This is a genomic window from Clostridium saccharoperbutylacetonicum N1-4(HMT) (assembly GCF_000340885.1).
Lineage (GTDB): Bacteria > Bacillota > Clostridia > Clostridiales > Clostridiaceae > Clostridium > Clostridium saccharoperbutylacetonicum.
The window spans coordinates 2,913,009-2,927,974 of sequence record NC_020291.1 but is presented as its reverse complement, the minus strand read 5'-3'; the positions used below and the strand labels follow the sequence as shown (position 1 = coordinate 2,927,974).

Here is a 14,966-nt window from a genome sequence, read left to right as displayed (position 1 = left end):
CTCTTAACTAATTATATTCTTTATTTCTTTTTCTCAACAAATTGATTAATAAATTCTTCCCTGCCTGACTCTGTAAATGCAAAGTTACTATTATTTACTCGCTTAATGAGACATAATTTTTCTAATTGAATTTGTACCTTTATAACATCATCATCATAAACTGATGCACTATAATCACCATATCTATTTGCTATTGCACTTTCTAATTCAAACTTTATTTCAGTGTTTGTTATACTGCCATCTTTATATATTATCTTTCCAAATATGATAAATATCTCATTCCATGTCAATTCAATAGTTGAAAATTTATTAAATGTGTGCATATCTGTATACCTCAATGTAGTTTTTTCTTCTCCTGATGCAAATATTTCAACAACTTTGATATTGGCTATATTACTTTTACATTCTTTTAATTCATCCCTTAACTTATCACATTCCAACCTTGTTTCATTCAATTGCTGTAAAAGTTGACCTGTATCACCTTCATTGCTTCTAATCCAACCAATTAATTCGTATTCTTCATCCAATTCAGAGATTGAATCCTTTATTACTATTTGTATATCTTTGCAATCATCTACATATTTTATTATTTTAGTTTCTACAAGTTTTTTAAATTCTTCATATTTATCTTTATTATCTTTTTCAAAAACATCATATGCTTTAAGGGCAGCCTTTTGATGCAAGAACGATTCATTTAATATGACTGCAAATACAGGTATATCTTTTTCTATGGCATATTCATATTCAATTTGAGTATAACTTTTTCCTGACTCAGGCTCTATACTTCCATATCTTCCACCCAAAATTAACATATACAAGTCTGATTCATCTATCCATTTTTTTATTGCTTTTAATTGTGATGAATTTCCGGCTCTAAACAATTCCATACCTGCAGTTATATGTTTGGATCCAAGAATTGCTTCTACAGCTGCTTGCCGTTCCTCTATTAAATCTGTATATGTTGATGATATAAATATTTGTAATTTCTTTTTCGCCATTAAACTCCCACCTCTTTCATATAATTAATTATACAAAAGTTGGCATATTCCTTTTAAATATTACAAATAAGCTTCATAATTTTTATCAAATATACATCCATTCGAGTTTTCTTCCATCCTCAAGAATTCCACAATATTGAGCTAAACCCTTGGCACAATATGTTATATTAGATTTTGCCTTTATTCCATAATACCTTGCAGCTTCACTGATTGAGTTGAAAGGCTTTCCAGTCGTAGTACATATAACTTTCTTTTTACAGTTTCCAGAATTATTACTCCTATAATTTCTTATCTTATTGTTATGTTTTCCATGATTTATATTTTCTTTAGGTGTAGCCCATTCTAGATTTGACAATCTATTATCGCATTTAATTTCATTAATATGGTTAACTTGAAACTCATCCATATTCACAATAGGATCAAATGATTCTAATACCAATCTATGAACTGTAAAAGTATATCTTTTACCTTGATTGTTTAAATTAACTCGAAGATATCCTTCTTTAGACTCTCTAACGCTTAATAGCTTATTTGATTTTACGCTAAATACGTTTCCTAAGTTAGATATACTATACATGCCTTCAAAACCTTTAATCTCTTTCCAAGCTTCCATCTTCAACCTATCCTTTCTATTAATTTAAGGCAATAAAAAAAGACAGGTTGAAATTCATTAATTTCAATCCTATCTTAAATAAGATGTTTCTTTATTGAGTTTTGAAAATATAGCAAAATTTTATAGACCTTGGTGATAGACTTTTTCAATTTGGGAATTTAGAAGGTACGCCCTCCCCTTACCCTACCAACATATGGTATAATAGCAATAGAAAATCAAATAAATAACGGGAAATAAATAATAATGTTTATACAATTATTAATGTATATTCTTTGATTTATGCATTAATTATTCATATATTTTATACATTTCGTTATGCAAAAACATTCAATTCTTTGTAACCCAAGTATCTAAGCCATTCTTTATAATTTCAGTTTATACAATTATTTCGGGAAATCGAGATTTAACGCAATAACTTAATAAATATCAGCCTTTACTAATTATTTAACTTGGGAAATATCTATTACATTATTATCTTCTTTTATCTCATTCACCAGCTGATCTATATCGACATTGGTATTCTTACCAGTAGAGTCAGTGTTAGCCTGTTCTATCTTAGTTGTTGTGTTGCCTAAATTACGGTCAATAATATACTTATTAGTTTCAAAGAACTTAGGATTGCTCTTATCGGCCATTATCTCAGCTAAATTACTAATAGCTAAAGGCATTAACCCTAGTATTTGCCTTCTGCCTTCCTCAGTCTGCTGGGAATTAAATTCATCTGTACGTTTCTGAAGCTCAGCCTTAAAATCTTTATTATCCAACCAATTATAAATAGTCTTTTCTGATACTCCTACAGTTTTAGCAATATTAGCATTTGTAAGGTTTCCTATTAACATTAAATTAATTGATTGTATATGTTTATCAGATATTATCATAAAATTCACCTCATTTCATTACTTACATATTTACAGTTTTATTCATATGTATTTCATATTAAAATTAATTGTTTTTACATATCCATTGCCCTCGTATTTTGATTTTATTTCATTAATCGAGTACCAAATCATTTACTTTTAAAACCTCTCTATTAAGCTAATAAATGCATTTAAAAAGATACCTCTTAAAGTCTACATAAATCTCTCAAGTATAAACTTAAGACTTCAACTTTAAAAGGTATCGTATTTAATAAAAAGGAGGTCAGACTTATCTTTTGTATTTTGAAAGAACTCTTAATTGATTCTTTCTACAATACCATAATAACAGGTGTTAACAGTAGATTACATGTAAAAAACACGTATATTTTCCGTATAATTTACTTGTATTTTAAGTATACTTTTTTCTTATCCAAACTAGTTCTGATAATTTGTTTACTGCAGCTCTTTTAATTTTACCACAATAATCTCCATCTCTATGAGTTATCATCCCCACTCTATTCCACGATTTTCTTTCAAAACACCTGAGTTTAATAATCTCTTTTTCCTCATCTTCCAAACATTCTAATGCATTATCTATTTTGCTGAGTAATCTTTCTTTGCTTTTCTTTTCTCTTAGCAACCTGTTTATCTCCTTTTCCTTTTTCATAACTTCATTCTCAACAGCACTACTAAATGCATTAGTTTTACCGGTTCTTTCTTCATAACTAATACCAGATACTCCAGCATACTCTTCTTTGAGCTCTTCAATTTCTAGATCTAAATTGAATATTTCAGCTTTAATAGTCTTATAGTTAAAAAGAACTCCATCAGTTTTCTTATATAAATCTTTATCTTCCATAGTATTACCTCTCAATCTTTTCTTGTAGTTCTACTTTTTTAGCTTCAAGTTTAGCAACTTCAACCCATTTTTTATTTTGAGCAGCTTCACTAATCTGCTTATCTATATCTTTAATTCTATCTTCAAAACCTTTTTTAAAATCACAATTCATTAAAATCACCTCATTTTTAGTTATATGTCACAAAAATAACATCTTTGTAACACTGTACTTGTTACACGAAAACCGTTGATATAACTTACTTTGATGTACTTTGTAACAAAGTAACATACTTTTTTGAGATTGCACGCATATATATGTATTTATTTATCTATATATATAATATATATATTATATTTTATATTACATTATATATATAAAGGGGCGCAAACTCCCGCGGTTATGCAGTTTTGACGTGTAACATCCAAATTCTTACTTTTTGTGACATATGCTTTAAACCTTGTATTTAAGCCATTCTTGTGTAACATAAAATGTCACATATAATTTCTATATTAGTTACATTCCATTTTTTATCTATTAAAATTTCTATACGACTAATCTTCTATATTCATTCTTCAAATTCTCCTGACTTAACTGTGCATAAATCTGAGTCGTTGTAGGAGTAGTATGTCCCAATATCCCCTGAACTCCTTCAATTCGCATTCCTTGATTTAGCAATCGTGTTGCTTGAGTACGCCTAAATTTATGGCAATGTACTCTTTCATCAATGCCTGCTCTATCTTTTATTTTACTTATAATTAATTGTAAGGCTCTGACTTTGATATGTTTATGTTCACCTCTATCTGATAAAAATAAATATCCACTTATTCTATCTCCTATATAAGCTTTTAAATGAATCTTAGCTTTTGTCGAAAAATAAGCTATTCTTTCCTTACTACCTTTTCCTAAAACCTTTATGCTCTGTTCCTGCCAATTGATATCATCTAATTTAATGTTATCTAGTTCTGATATTCTACAGGCAGTACTATCAAGTAATTCAAATAAGCACTTTTCTTTTTCAGTTTTGCATGCTTCTCTTAACTTTTCAAGGTTTTCAGCTTTGTATCCCTGTAAAATTACTCTTGGCACCTTAGTCTGTTTTAACTTGGCAGCTGAATTCTTAATTATATATTCTTCGTTTTGCAACCATCCGAAAAAGCCCTTCAAAGCTGTTATATATCCATTTATTGTACTTGCCTGTTTACCTTTTCCCATTAGAGCTAAGAACATCCTTAAATCCATAGTGCTTATTGTTGAACATGGCTTTGTAAAAAATTGATCTAGCTTTATTAAAAACAATCTATAATTATCCAATGTCTTTTGGCTTAACCCTTCTAACTTCTTACATGCTAAATATATTGATGCTTTTTCTCCTATATCTGATGCAACTAGGTCAGTACATTTGCTTTGGACTTCATAATCATATAGAGTTTCATCTATAATTTTTTTTACTTCAAGCTGCATTGAAAAATTTTGTTCTAATACTGGTAATAACAATGTTATTTTTCCTAATAATCTTATACTGGCTTCTTCATTCAGGTTGCTCATTTTAATCTTCCCTTTCTATAGTTTTATTTTTCATCCGTTACAAGAATTACGCACTATTGTTCGTTATTTTTAACACCAATAGTAAGTGTTTTCCCTAATGCTTTAAAAATCTTATCCGCATTCTCTAGACTTATTTTTCTTTTACCACTTTCCCAATACTCAATAGCTCTTGAACTACATCCAACTGTTTCTGCTAATTTTCTTGTAGATAAATTATTTTTAGTTCTTTCTGTTGCAATCATCAATCCTATATTCATTGTTGTTCCTCACTTTCTAGCAACTCTGGATTTTCATAGATATTTGCTATAACGGTTCCTTTTTCATTTATAAAATTAATCCATGTATCTCCATAAGGGCTTGAACCTATTAATTTTGCTTTGTATTGACCTTCGCCATATTCTATTAAATAATGTTTTTTAACTACTTCTTTATTCATAGGATTTATATAGCTAGCATCTATAATATCTCCCTCATAAATTTCTTTTCCATTCTTGTCTTTTAAGCCTGTATATTGCATTAATACATTATCGCCTCTTTCACTTGAAAAAGTTTCTTTACAATCAATGCTTAATACTGGCAATATTTGCTTTGTCCATTTATCATAAACTCTAAATTTAATTTCTCTACTCATTTATTTACCTCCACTTTACAACTTGAATATTTATTTCTTAAATTTCACATAATAAGAATGTACTCATGATTAAAAATTTTTCTTTCCTTGTGGCCCCTTTATTGGGGCTTTTTTATGTCCGACCTTAGAATTATGCAATCGCAAAAAATCTCAGATTTTATTTTATAAAAATTTATCCATGTTATATAACACGATTTTCCTCAAAGATGAATATCATATATTCAAAAGGAGATGACACAAAATGGAATTAGATGAAATTAACTATAGCAATAACATGCGAAACTTGCAAAGCAAATGTCAAAAATACTTATACTGCAATGTTTCTTTAATAATGTCAGATGGAAGCATATTTGATGGAATTATTGAAAATGCAGATCAAGACCGCATTGTAATGTTGGTTGGTGAGGATGCAATGGATCTAGATGATAATGATAATGATAATGAATATAATTATGATGAAAAAAGACAGTATGGGAATGTCGGATTTCATCGTCGTCCACGAAGAAGATTCAGGCGTTTTAGACGTAGATTTTTTCCGTTCGCTAATATAGCTGCATTAGAATTATTATCGCGCCATCGTCATTCTTATTAATAACTAGAGGAGTATAGGCGTTAGACTTATACTCTTTTTGCCAAATTTTTAGAATTACGCAGTACTTAAATATAAAAATACCGCAAATTCATTTTCTGAATAATGCGGCATATATTATATATGTTTTTAATTTTAAAGTATTATTTATGATACTATTAAGAATTTTTATTAATATAAATCTTTAACGCTTTTATAAGTAAGATTAATGCATAAACCCCTAATCCCCATAATATTGCTAAAGGAATTAAATTTATTAATATTGCTATTGATACCAACACTCCATCCCCTTTACATCTTAATAACATTTACTTCTTATTATAACATAAATTTCTAAGCCACATTATTCAATTTTCAAAGATCATATTTTAAGTTGTTAAATTTTAGTATTGTGTATTAAATCTGATTCCATAATCTTTTACTTGTACAAATTTCTTTTAAACAATTATATTTCTGCATACCTATACTTTCATGTTCTAACGCTCTTATCAACGCATCTTTTAATTTTCTTTTACAAAATGAGCAATTAGGTACTGAAACTGAGTACCTTAACCCTTCCTTGAAATCAAAATGAACTTGTATTTTAATGTAAGTTATTATTTGTCTATCCATTTTTGAAGTTTTACTTGTATATTCTTTTTCAAATATTGTTTTTGTCCATGTTTTCATAGTTACTTCATCCCTTCGATTGTAGTATTAAATTCTCCCTGTTCCTTTAAATAATCATTAAACTCATATACACTAAAATCTCCTATTTTAACACCTTGTTTATAAACCGCTTTTTTATATGGATATTCGCTTTCTTTTAACTCATATCCTAATTTTTTAGCCATTTCATTACTTGTCATAATTTCACCCTTTCTACAATTTGAATATTATTCAAAAAACTTGGGATAATATTTATGTGATAATAATTCATTTTTATTGTCCCCCTGGATTATTCTCCATTTGTTATTAGCCCCTTTATAGGGGCTTTTTTTTATTACATGAACCCCTGTTCATGTATTGCGTAGTACTTGTACAATAAAAAAATACCGCAAATTTATTCTTTGAATAATGCGGTACCTAAAATAATAATTTTTTTACATAACTGACTGCATACTTAATTACATGAATATAAATTTAATTAATCCATTTATAACTGGAATTAAAAACAATCCACTTATAATAATGGCTATAGTTGGCAATATTTTTTTTGACTCCTTTTTTTGAATTCTTGCAATGATTCCTAATATAAAACTAATAATAGAAATAACACTAATTATTAGCATCTCTCTTTGTGTTTCTATTGCTTTTGAAATATTTGAAGCATTTGAAATTTGTGAAGTTTTTTCTGACGAAAAAGAAATAGGATTCATAATATCTGACATAATTATAATTATAAAATATATTAATAAGATTAATGCCAAAATAAATGATAATCTTCCTATTTTCGTATGTTTTAAATTACTCAAAGCTTTCTCTCCTTCTTTAATTGCAAAATAATTACCATATTGGTATATTAAATATAATTATAACATATTTTTCAAGAGCCGCATTATTCGATTTTCAAAGAACATTATTTTCATTTACTGCTACATAATATTTACAGCTTAAGCATTACTTTTCTGTAAAACATTCATCATTGCATTCTTGACATATACTTATTTCTGCCTTAGTCATTTCATTTTTCATTATTATTTTATTTTTACAAAAAATTGTTTTTCCACATAAATCACACTGTATTTCTTGTTTGCATTCTGAGCATTTCAAATTAATCACCTCTACACATTCCGTAGGAGCTATTTAGCCCCTTGGAACACATTATCTATAACTTTATTTTCTTCTTTTGGCATTTCTACCTGCTCTAATTCTCCACTTGAACATATAGCAAATGCTTTAAGCTTTCTCACTTTCTCTAAATTATATTGATCATACCAAATCATATTTTTACCATTAGGAGTGGTAACTCCATTTTTAAGTCTTATTTGCTTTGCTGTTTTTTCTTTTATATAACCAGCCTTAGTTGCTTGCTTCTTAAAATCCTTATCCGATAGAATATTTATTTGAGTATTGGTATTTTTAACATGTACTCTTAATTGATTAAGCATTTCTGATGTCTTAATAAATAATCCGTCTCCACGCTCTTGGATAACATAATCAGTAAACATTGCCCGGCCATCTTCAACCATATCGTTATATAAAAGCAGCATTTGTTCTACTATTGATTTTGCCTCTTCTCCACCGTCAAGAACTTCTTCTTTGATATTATTTACAATGTATTTTTCATAGTTAGTGATTTTATTAAGTCCATGTCTTTCCAGTAGAATATTAAATATCTCAATTCCACAAGCAATATTTAAAGATGTTTGAAGTGATCTATCATTTAATTCAGTGAATTTGGGCATTAATTCTTTTCTCATATTGTCATATTGTTCTACTGAAATATTTAAAACTTCTTCTATTAATGACCGACCTAATCTATTAAGTAAATCCTGATGGTTTATTAGCCAAAATGTAGATTCTGTACTTTTTTCAGTTCGTTCATATTTGGATAAATATACAATACAACTACGAGTTATTAAAGCTTTGCTCTGACCAGGATAATTTTCCTCACCAGCGATTATGATTGGTCTCAGTGATACAAATTTTTTAAGTTTAAAATTCTTGTCCCCTCTTATCATTGGAGCTCTATCATAAGCATCTTTCAAGGGATTAACCATATCAGCGATTTTATTAGGGTTCCATGTTGTTGGTGCAAATTCATCGCATAACAATGGATAATTTCCCATAGATAAACTTTTAGGTAGACTAAATTGCTTTGCTGTTGTAAATGAAAACTTTTCGTTTTTATCTCCTTTTATTGGATAATTGAGAATTGGTGCTATAATTTTTTCTAATATAGTGGACTTACCTGTTTCTGCTTCGCCCACCATGAGAAGATGATGTAAATTCAAATTGAGTGATATATTTTGATAGACTGCCAAATTATTTATTGTAGTGCCAATGATACTAATGCTTTTCTCAGTACTTGTGAATTTAAAAATATTGTTTTTTATTTCTAATAATTCATCAGTTTTCAATTTTTCCTTACTAACAACGAAAACATTAGTTTCATCTGCTGTAATGCTAAAATCGGTTTTATTTTCACTTATTGAACCATCTGCGCATATAAAGGTTAATTTATCATTCTTCATTATAAATTTAGTGCCTGTATATACTTCTTTAGTTTCTATTGCAAAATATTGTGTAATCCACATTTTGAACTTAACTAAATCATTCATATTCCCATCAAAACTTAAATCCATACCTAACATATTTCTAAATGTTCTAAGATCATTAAATACTGTGCTCTCTTTTACCTTTTCATAAATCTTTCCATCGTTCCGAGATTTAAGCTTTAATCTTATAAATTCCATATCATCGTCCACATTTAACACCTTATCAGCTTCTAATAACATGAAATCGGTCAAATTTATTCTTTTATCTTCCTTGGCTTTTTTATCATAAATAATCTTATACACACCAATAGGGTCCTGTTGTAATTCATTTTCATTTTTTAAATCTAAACTTCTCTTAAAGGCATTTAATAAATCTTGTTTTGAATGCCCTGAATTTAACCAATCGGTAACATCTTTGTTGTCACCTAAAGATTTAATTCCTGGAAGATTTACAAATTTAAATTCTGTAGCAATACTAAAAAATTCTTTATGGACATGCCATTTATATTTTTCTCCAGCCACACCTGTATCTCCTAAAGCATAAATTCTCGGCTTGAATCCATTTTTTAATATATCTAAATTTGTACATCCCTTTATAGATGTAGCTACGTAATTTGTGCCTCTTAAAAGAGCATTTATATTGTTGGCATCTTTTTCGCCCTCAACAACAATTATTACTTTATCTGCTAGGCCTATAAGGACGTTATATAAATTGTAAGGAACTTCTTCAATACCTTCTCTTTTGTTTATAATTTTGTCACCTTCAAAGCGATAATATGAAGCTGCTTTTTTGCCATCTGGCTTTAAAAACTTTGCTTTGTAATAAATTACTTCATTGTGTCCATTTACAAACTCAAATAATCCTAAAAGCTTGTATCCTTGTTTGAATTCTGTGTTTATTACATCCCAATCTATACGCTTTAATATTTTTTCAAATTGTAATTCTCTTGGAGTTTTTTCAACTGCCACACCTAGATATTCTCTGGCTTTCTTATAATCAAGATTCTTATATTTTTGTATAAAATCAATAACATCACCATGAGCATCACAGCCTCCAAAACACTTATATCTCCATTTATTATCATCTGGATAAAACTTGATCCCAAATGAAGGCGTTTTTTCATTATGAAATGGGCAACAAATTTTATTTTCTCTATTGAATTTCTGTCCTGTCTCCTTTTCAATCCATTCTCTTAAATCTATATCTTCTAATTCAGTCAAACTTTTCTCACCCCCTACAGTTTAAAACCATTTATTTTTTCATAATGTGTCATTTTATTTCCCATGGTACTTTCTATTTGGATTATTAAATTACTTAACTCTTTAGTGACTTCATTGAAGACATCCAAAGCGGTACCACTTTTAAATTTCTTATTAAGACATTCCTCAACCGTATGTTCTTGAAAATATTCTTCAGCCTTCTTATTTCTATCAAGAGTTTGATTGTATTTATTTTTAAGTATTAATAATTGATCACTCATAATTACCTCTTACTTTTTTTCTTTTGAATTCCCCTTAAGATCAATGGTCCTATAGGCATATTTACAATTTGGTTCTTTGCCAGTAAATTCTGGGATATAGTTTTTTTCAAATTCACTATAAAATAAACATTCATGACAGTCCATTTTACAATTTTGACAATTGTAATGCATAATCAGTTCAATGAGTTTGAAGTATTCCTTATTTTCTTCATAAGCTGCATCAATATCTGCTGATCTTCTTTTCCTATAAACTTCTATCTCTATGTTTGAACCAAGATAAAAGGATACTCCACTTTTTGATTTATCAAAGGCTTTTTTGGCTTTTTCATTAAGTCTAGTAGTTACACTGCTAATAGATTTATCTAGCCAAGTCATAGCCTTTTTGAGATTCGTTTTTTCTTCATTAGTCATTAATTTCCCATTTATAAATTCCTTTGATGTTTCAATTGTTTTAAGAAATGCTACAAGTTGTAAAGATTCACTACTGTTAAGATAATCCCTCACTACCAAACAACTCCCTTAAGTTTTTTTAGCTTTACTTGCTTAATTTCTTCAATTTCATCTCCATTAAACTTCTTTCTCATAGCTCTACATGAATTTTCAACTAAAGCTATATTTTTATAAATAGAATTATTCTGTATATCCCTTAATGACTTTGATATACTTTGTTGGAGTAACGAACATCTTTTAATTGTTGATTCTATTAGTCCAAAATTACTAAATTCATTAATTTCTTCATGAGCTTCATTAACTTTTTGATTCCCATACATTAACCTAAGCTGTATACACATTATCTCAACATCAGCTGCTTCTTCTTCGATATTATTATGTTGATTCTTCAACGCTGAACTTAGCGCAGAAATTAACTCTGCCAATTCTTCCATTGCAACTATCTTTTGAAGTGCAGTTCCCCAATTATCTATTGCCTTTTTGCAAATTACTATTGCTTCATCTTTTTCAATCTTCTCCAACAACTAAATCAACCTCGCCTTCCTTTAAATAGTTTCTAACCGCATAATATAGTTTTCTATATATGTGATATCCTGTTTTAAGATTTGATGTAAAAATGGTATCTTGAATGTATTTATCCTGTATACTAGTAAGCTTTCCTACAAAAGCATTGCTCCCATATTGGCTTCTGTAATCTCCATTAATAATATTTTCTAATCCATTAGGATCTTCTATTATTAAAAATATTTTTATTCCTTTGGCTTTTGCTCTTATAAGTTCTCTTTCAAGTCTTATATCATCCCTTGTATCTGTTTTTTCTGCTAAGTTACTTGCTAATTCATCAACACTATTTTTTCTTTCAACTCCAACCTTAAAATATAAATCTCTATGAATGCCCATATCAGGTCTAGCTGTAATAATTGCTGTGTAATCTCCCTCATCTATCTTCTGACACTTATATGGAATTTTCTTAGAATCAAACCAATACAATATATGGTCATTTACTTGTTCACGAGTATCGTATAAAATTTTAAAGTTTTCTTTTAATAGCTTTTTAATTTCTGTATCTGAAAACCTAAGCTTTATTCCTTCCATACTTGCACCTTCTCTTTTGCTATTTCTAAAGCCACTTTCCAATGGGCTTGGAGTAAGTCATATTCTTCTGTTATATAAGCCTTGTTATTACTTCTAAGAACTATATTATAGTGATCATAATCAAACTCTATTATTGCAAGTTTACTTCCTGCTCTATCCTCGATAAATTTCCTTAACTGTCCTTCCACAAAAAGTGGAATTCTGCTTTCGTCCTTATTGGCCTTTGTCATTGTTGCTTGGTTTTCGCTACCTATAGTTTGCAAAATATTTAAATCTCTATCGTCTACACCATCAAATGTAAATAAATCTCCTGTATCACATTTCCACCAATCAATAAATACCTTTTGAACTTCCTTAGGTTGCTTTAAAAATTCCTTTGCACTTATATATTCCATCTTTTCACCTTCTCACTTGATTATCTATTGAAAATAAGTGCAAATAACAACGTTGTTAAATGCTCTTATTCTTACATTTTAAAATGCTGACAATTTACTAGTATCAAAAACAAACTTTTGTCTCAATCTTCCCTTATAAAAAATTGTTTCTTGCTTCTCTTTATTCTCCTTAGCCTTGGCTTTTGCTAACTCAGTGTTATTTTTCATTGCAATAAACTCATATTTGTAATTTTTATATGTGGTTTTTGCAATTCCTAACTTTTTAGCATACTTATTATTTTCCCTAGAAAGCAATGCCTCTTGATTATTTCTAAGAAAATTAAAAACTATTTCTTTTAAATTCCGCATAATTAATCACCTCACTAAAATGGCATATCTCCATCATCTACAGGAGTTATATCTTCTTCAAAATTCCCACCACTAAATGGATCATTTGCTGGCATAGAATATTCATTACTGTTACTCGCATTACTTGATTGGTTTCCTTTGCTTAAGAATTGAGTCTCAGTTGCTACAACTTCAGTTACATATCTTTTGCTACCATCATTAGCATCATAGGTCCTGGTTTGAATCCTACCACTTATAGCCATTTGACTACCCTTTGTCATGTATTGTGCTGTACTCTCTGCTTGCTTACCCCATATAACTACTGGTACAAAGTCAGCTTCTTTTTGTCCTGTTTTAGTATTATACTTATCTACTGCTAATGTTATTGTTGTAACTGCTGCTCCATTTCCTGGTGTGTATCTTAGCTCAGGATCCTTTGTTAATCTACCTATCAAAACTACTTTGTTCATATTTTTTATTCTCCCTAGAATTATTTCTAAATTTTAAGTATTCAATAGCCTCATTCATGCATTCTTTGCAATCTCTTACTTCCAAACAATCTTCTTGGCTTACTTTGAAGCCAAAATCATATATACAAAAATAAATTTTTCTCGTAAGGTTGTCCTTAATTCCTTGATTTTCTTGAGTAAATCTTTTTTGAAAATCTTTAAGTGTCATTGTTTTGGCAACATCTTTAACCTTAATCATTTGATCACCTTCTATATATTCATTTTGGTTTGTTTAAAAGATTTTTCGTAATCAATTTTTATTTCTAATAGATTTGAAGCTTCTAAATCTGCTGTATGAAGGCAAGCACCACTTTTATATTTATCCCATGCAACACTTAAAGTTCTATAATTTGATTCTGGTTCATATCCCCCCATATGCCACCTTATAGCCATTTTTTCTTCATTAGTTAATCCAATATAACTCATTAGAATTATTACTGACTTTTCACCATGTCCAATAGGGAATTCGTCTTCAACGTCATACCAAGGTATTGCTCTCCATTGACCATCAATTTTCTTGTTTCTACTTGAAAGTTTATAAAAATTAACTTTGCATATATCATGAAGCAATCCCATTATTTTTACTGAATCTTCGCTTAAACCAAGATCATATCTTTTATTTTTTTCACTGAATAATTCATAAACATTTATGCTGTGTTCACAAAGAGCACCTTCATAATTTCCATGGAACATTGTTGAAGCTGGCGCAGTAAAGAAATCACTTTTACTTTCTAACCAGTCAACAAGCTTATCAATTCCAGGTCTTTGTATACTTTTTAAAAGTACTAGAAATTTATCTTTATTTTCTTGAATCTTATTATTTTCCACTCTCTTTTCCTCCATGCTTCTTAGCTTCAACCTCTTCTTTTTTCTTATCAAGCATATTCATAATACTAGGTAAATCTCTATTAACTATTTCTTTTACATCTTTAACTCTTGCATATGCAAGAAAAGCCATTCTATCTGATCCAGTTTCTTTTAATAAACTTTCAATAACTTTTACTTGTACATTACTGATAGGTTCAAGAGCTCCTTCTTCATTATCTTGCTTATCTGTTGCATCAGTTTCAGATATTCCAAATGCACTTGAATATAAATATTTTTGAGCAAATGTTTGTGCTCCACCTATGCTTTGCATATCATTACAACCCTTCAATGGTGATATTCCAACTGGCATTGTACATAATATTTCTTCTTTTGTATTTTCAGCGTTTGTAATTCTTAGAGTCGCAACCTCTTTAGTCATATTAAAAATTGGAGTCAGCTTAAATTCATCACATATTTTCATTATTGGTGGTAAAATGTCGCTTAAATCAAAGTAATAGTATTTGCTAAATGAATTGTAAGCACTCTTTTTAAACTCGACCTCTTGTAATTTCCCTCTAGCTTCTGACATTTTTGAATATATATTTTTGATTGTTTCTGCCATAAAATTTC

The 14,966-nt window shown here is 29.0% G+C and carries 25 protein-coding genes; 1 reads left to right on the top strand and 24 read right to left on the bottom strand.

Going from position 1 to position 14,966, the window contains the following annotated elements; genetic code table 11:
• Positions 1 to 20: 20 nt before the first annotated feature.
• From CSPA_RS13095 to CSPA_RS13065, 8 genes are all read right to left on the bottom strand, one after another.
• Complete coding sequence (locus tag CSPA_RS13095; protein WP_015392769.1) at positions 21 to 998, bottom strand: DUF4062 domain-containing protein; 978 nt, start codon at positions 996 to 998, stop codon at positions 21 to 23.
• 85 nt (positions 999 to 1,083) lie between these two features.
• Entirely contained in the window at positions 1,084 to 1,611 is a 528-nt protein-coding gene (locus CSPA_RS13090) for an NUMOD4 domain-containing protein (protein ID WP_015392768.1), read from the bottom strand.
• Positions 1,612 to 2,051: 440 nt separating this feature from the next.
• Positions 2,052 to 2,489, bottom strand: coding sequence for a phBC6A51 family helix-turn-helix protein (locus tag CSPA_RS13085; RefSeq protein WP_015392767.1), 438 nt, complete (start codon positions 2,487 to 2,489; stop codon positions 2,052 to 2,054).
• A gap of 388 nt (positions 2,490 to 2,877) precedes the next feature.
• Complete coding sequence (locus tag CSPA_RS13080) at positions 2,878 to 3,327, bottom strand: hypothetical protein (protein WP_015392766.1); 450 nt, start codon at positions 3,325 to 3,327, stop codon at positions 2,878 to 2,880.
• Between the two features lie 4 nt (positions 3,328 to 3,331).
• Complete coding sequence (locus tag CSPA_RS30125; RefSeq protein WP_015392765.1) at positions 3,332 to 3,478, bottom strand: hypothetical protein; 147 nt, start codon at positions 3,476 to 3,478, stop codon at positions 3,332 to 3,334.
• A gap of 372 nt (positions 3,479 to 3,850) precedes the next feature.
• A complete protein-coding gene (locus tag CSPA_RS13075) occupies positions 3,851 to 4,852 on the bottom strand; it encodes a tyrosine-type recombinase/integrase (RefSeq protein ID WP_015392764.1) in 1,002 nt (333 codons plus the stop codon).
• Positions 4,853 to 4,905: 53 nt separating this feature from the next.
• Complete coding sequence (locus CSPA_RS13070) at positions 4,906 to 5,109, bottom strand: helix-turn-helix transcriptional regulator (protein ID WP_015392763.1); 204 nt, start codon at positions 5,107 to 5,109, stop codon at positions 4,906 to 4,908.
• Positions 5,106 to 5,483, bottom strand: coding sequence for a YopX family protein (locus CSPA_RS13065; RefSeq protein WP_015392762.1), 378 nt, complete (start codon positions 5,481 to 5,483; stop codon positions 5,106 to 5,108). The genes CSPA_RS13070 and CSPA_RS13065 overlap by 4 nt, the downstream gene beginning before the upstream one ends.
• Positions 5,484 to 5,814: 331 nt before the next feature.
• Between CSPA_RS13065 and CSPA_RS13060 the strand changes: the two genes are divergently transcribed.
• On the top strand, positions 5,815 to 6,075 hold the full coding sequence (locus CSPA_RS13060) for a hypothetical protein (protein WP_241425117.1): 261 nt from the start codon (positions 5,815 to 5,817) through the stop codon (positions 6,073 to 6,075).
• 155 nt (positions 6,076 to 6,230) lie between these two features.
• Here the strand turns inward: CSPA_RS13060 and CSPA_RS29755 are convergent, their stop codons facing one another.
• The 16 genes from CSPA_RS29755 to CSPA_RS12995 all read right to left on the bottom strand — a co-directional run bounded on the left by CSPA_RS29755 (position 6,231) and on the right by CSPA_RS12995 (position 14,958).
• A complete protein-coding gene (locus tag CSPA_RS29755; protein WP_157228412.1) occupies positions 6,231 to 6,380 on the bottom strand; it encodes a hypothetical protein in 150 nt (49 codons plus the stop codon).
• Between the two features lie 88 nt (positions 6,381 to 6,468).
• Complete coding sequence (locus CSPA_RS13055; RefSeq protein WP_015392760.1) at positions 6,469 to 6,741, bottom strand: hypothetical protein; 273 nt, start codon at positions 6,739 to 6,741, stop codon at positions 6,469 to 6,471.
• 2 nt (positions 6,742 to 6,743) lie between these two features.
• Positions 6,744 to 6,920 (bottom strand): hypothetical protein, encoded by a 177-nt coding sequence (locus CSPA_RS30120; RefSeq protein ID WP_015392759.1) that lies wholly within the window; start codon positions 6,918 to 6,920, stop codon positions 6,744 to 6,746.
• A 258-nt stretch (positions 6,921 to 7,178) separates the two neighbouring features.
• Complete coding sequence (locus CSPA_RS13050) at positions 7,179 to 7,526, bottom strand: hypothetical protein (RefSeq protein WP_015392758.1); 348 nt, start codon at positions 7,524 to 7,526, stop codon at positions 7,179 to 7,181.
• Positions 7,527 to 7,671: 145 nt separating this feature from the next.
• Entirely contained in the window at positions 7,672 to 7,824 is a 153-nt protein-coding gene (locus CSPA_RS29400; RefSeq protein WP_017810643.1) for a hypothetical protein, read from the bottom strand.
• A gap of 29 nt (positions 7,825 to 7,853) precedes the next feature.
• Positions 7,854 to 10,493: a CHC2 zinc finger domain-containing protein gene (locus CSPA_RS13045; protein ID WP_015392757.1), complete on the bottom strand. Its 2,640-nt coding sequence runs from the start codon at positions 10,491 to 10,493 to the stop codon at positions 7,854 to 7,856.
• Between the two features lie 14 nt (positions 10,494 to 10,507).
• Positions 10,508 to 10,753, bottom strand: coding sequence for a hypothetical protein (locus tag CSPA_RS13040; RefSeq protein ID WP_015392756.1), 246 nt, complete (start codon positions 10,751 to 10,753; stop codon positions 10,508 to 10,510).
• 9 nt (positions 10,754 to 10,762) lie between these two features.
• Positions 10,763 to 11,257, bottom strand: a complete 495-nt coding sequence (locus CSPA_RS13035) for a DUF5651 domain-containing protein (protein ID WP_015392755.1) — start codon at positions 11,255 to 11,257, stop codon at positions 10,763 to 10,765.
• Positions 11,257 to 11,727, bottom strand: a complete 471-nt coding sequence (locus tag CSPA_RS13030) for a nucleoside triphosphate pyrophosphohydrolase family protein (protein ID WP_015392754.1) — start codon at positions 11,725 to 11,727, stop codon at positions 11,257 to 11,259. The genes CSPA_RS13035 and CSPA_RS13030 overlap by 1 nt, the downstream gene beginning before the upstream one ends.
• The gene (locus CSPA_RS13025) at positions 11,711 to 12,298 is read right to left on the bottom strand and encodes an ERCC4 domain-containing protein (RefSeq protein ID WP_015392753.1); all 588 of its coding nucleotides are present in this window, start codon (positions 12,296 to 12,298) and stop codon (positions 11,711 to 11,713) included. The genes CSPA_RS13030 and CSPA_RS13025 overlap by 17 nt, the downstream gene beginning before the upstream one ends.
• Entirely contained in the window at positions 12,286 to 12,693 is a 408-nt protein-coding gene (locus CSPA_RS13020) for a hypothetical protein (RefSeq protein ID WP_015392752.1), read from the bottom strand. The genes CSPA_RS13025 and CSPA_RS13020 overlap by 13 nt, the downstream gene beginning before the upstream one ends.
• A gap of 78 nt (positions 12,694 to 12,771) precedes the next feature.
• Positions 12,772 to 13,041, bottom strand: a complete 270-nt coding sequence (locus CSPA_RS13015) for a hypothetical protein (protein WP_015392751.1) — start codon at positions 13,039 to 13,041, stop codon at positions 12,772 to 12,774.
• Positions 13,042 to 13,055: 14 nt separating this feature from the next.
• Positions 13,056 to 13,490, bottom strand: a complete 435-nt coding sequence (locus tag CSPA_RS13010) for a single-stranded DNA-binding protein (RefSeq protein WP_015392750.1) — start codon at positions 13,488 to 13,490, stop codon at positions 13,056 to 13,058.
• Positions 13,465 to 13,728, bottom strand: coding sequence for a hypothetical protein (locus CSPA_RS13005; protein ID WP_015392749.1), 264 nt, complete (start codon positions 13,726 to 13,728; stop codon positions 13,465 to 13,467). Before CSPA_RS13005 ends, CSPA_RS13010 begins: the two co-directional genes overlap by 26 nt.
• An 11-nt stretch (positions 13,729 to 13,739) precedes the next feature.
• On the bottom strand, positions 13,740 to 14,357 hold the full coding sequence (locus CSPA_RS13000; RefSeq protein ID WP_015392748.1) for an HD domain-containing protein: 618 nt from the start codon (positions 14,355 to 14,357) through the stop codon (positions 13,740 to 13,742).
• On the bottom strand, positions 14,347 to 14,958 hold the full coding sequence (locus tag CSPA_RS12995; RefSeq protein WP_015392747.1) for an ERF family protein: 612 nt from the start codon (positions 14,956 to 14,958) through the stop codon (positions 14,347 to 14,349). The genes CSPA_RS13000 and CSPA_RS12995 overlap by 11 nt, the downstream gene beginning before the upstream one ends.
• Positions 14,959 to 14,966 lie beyond the last annotated feature (8 nt).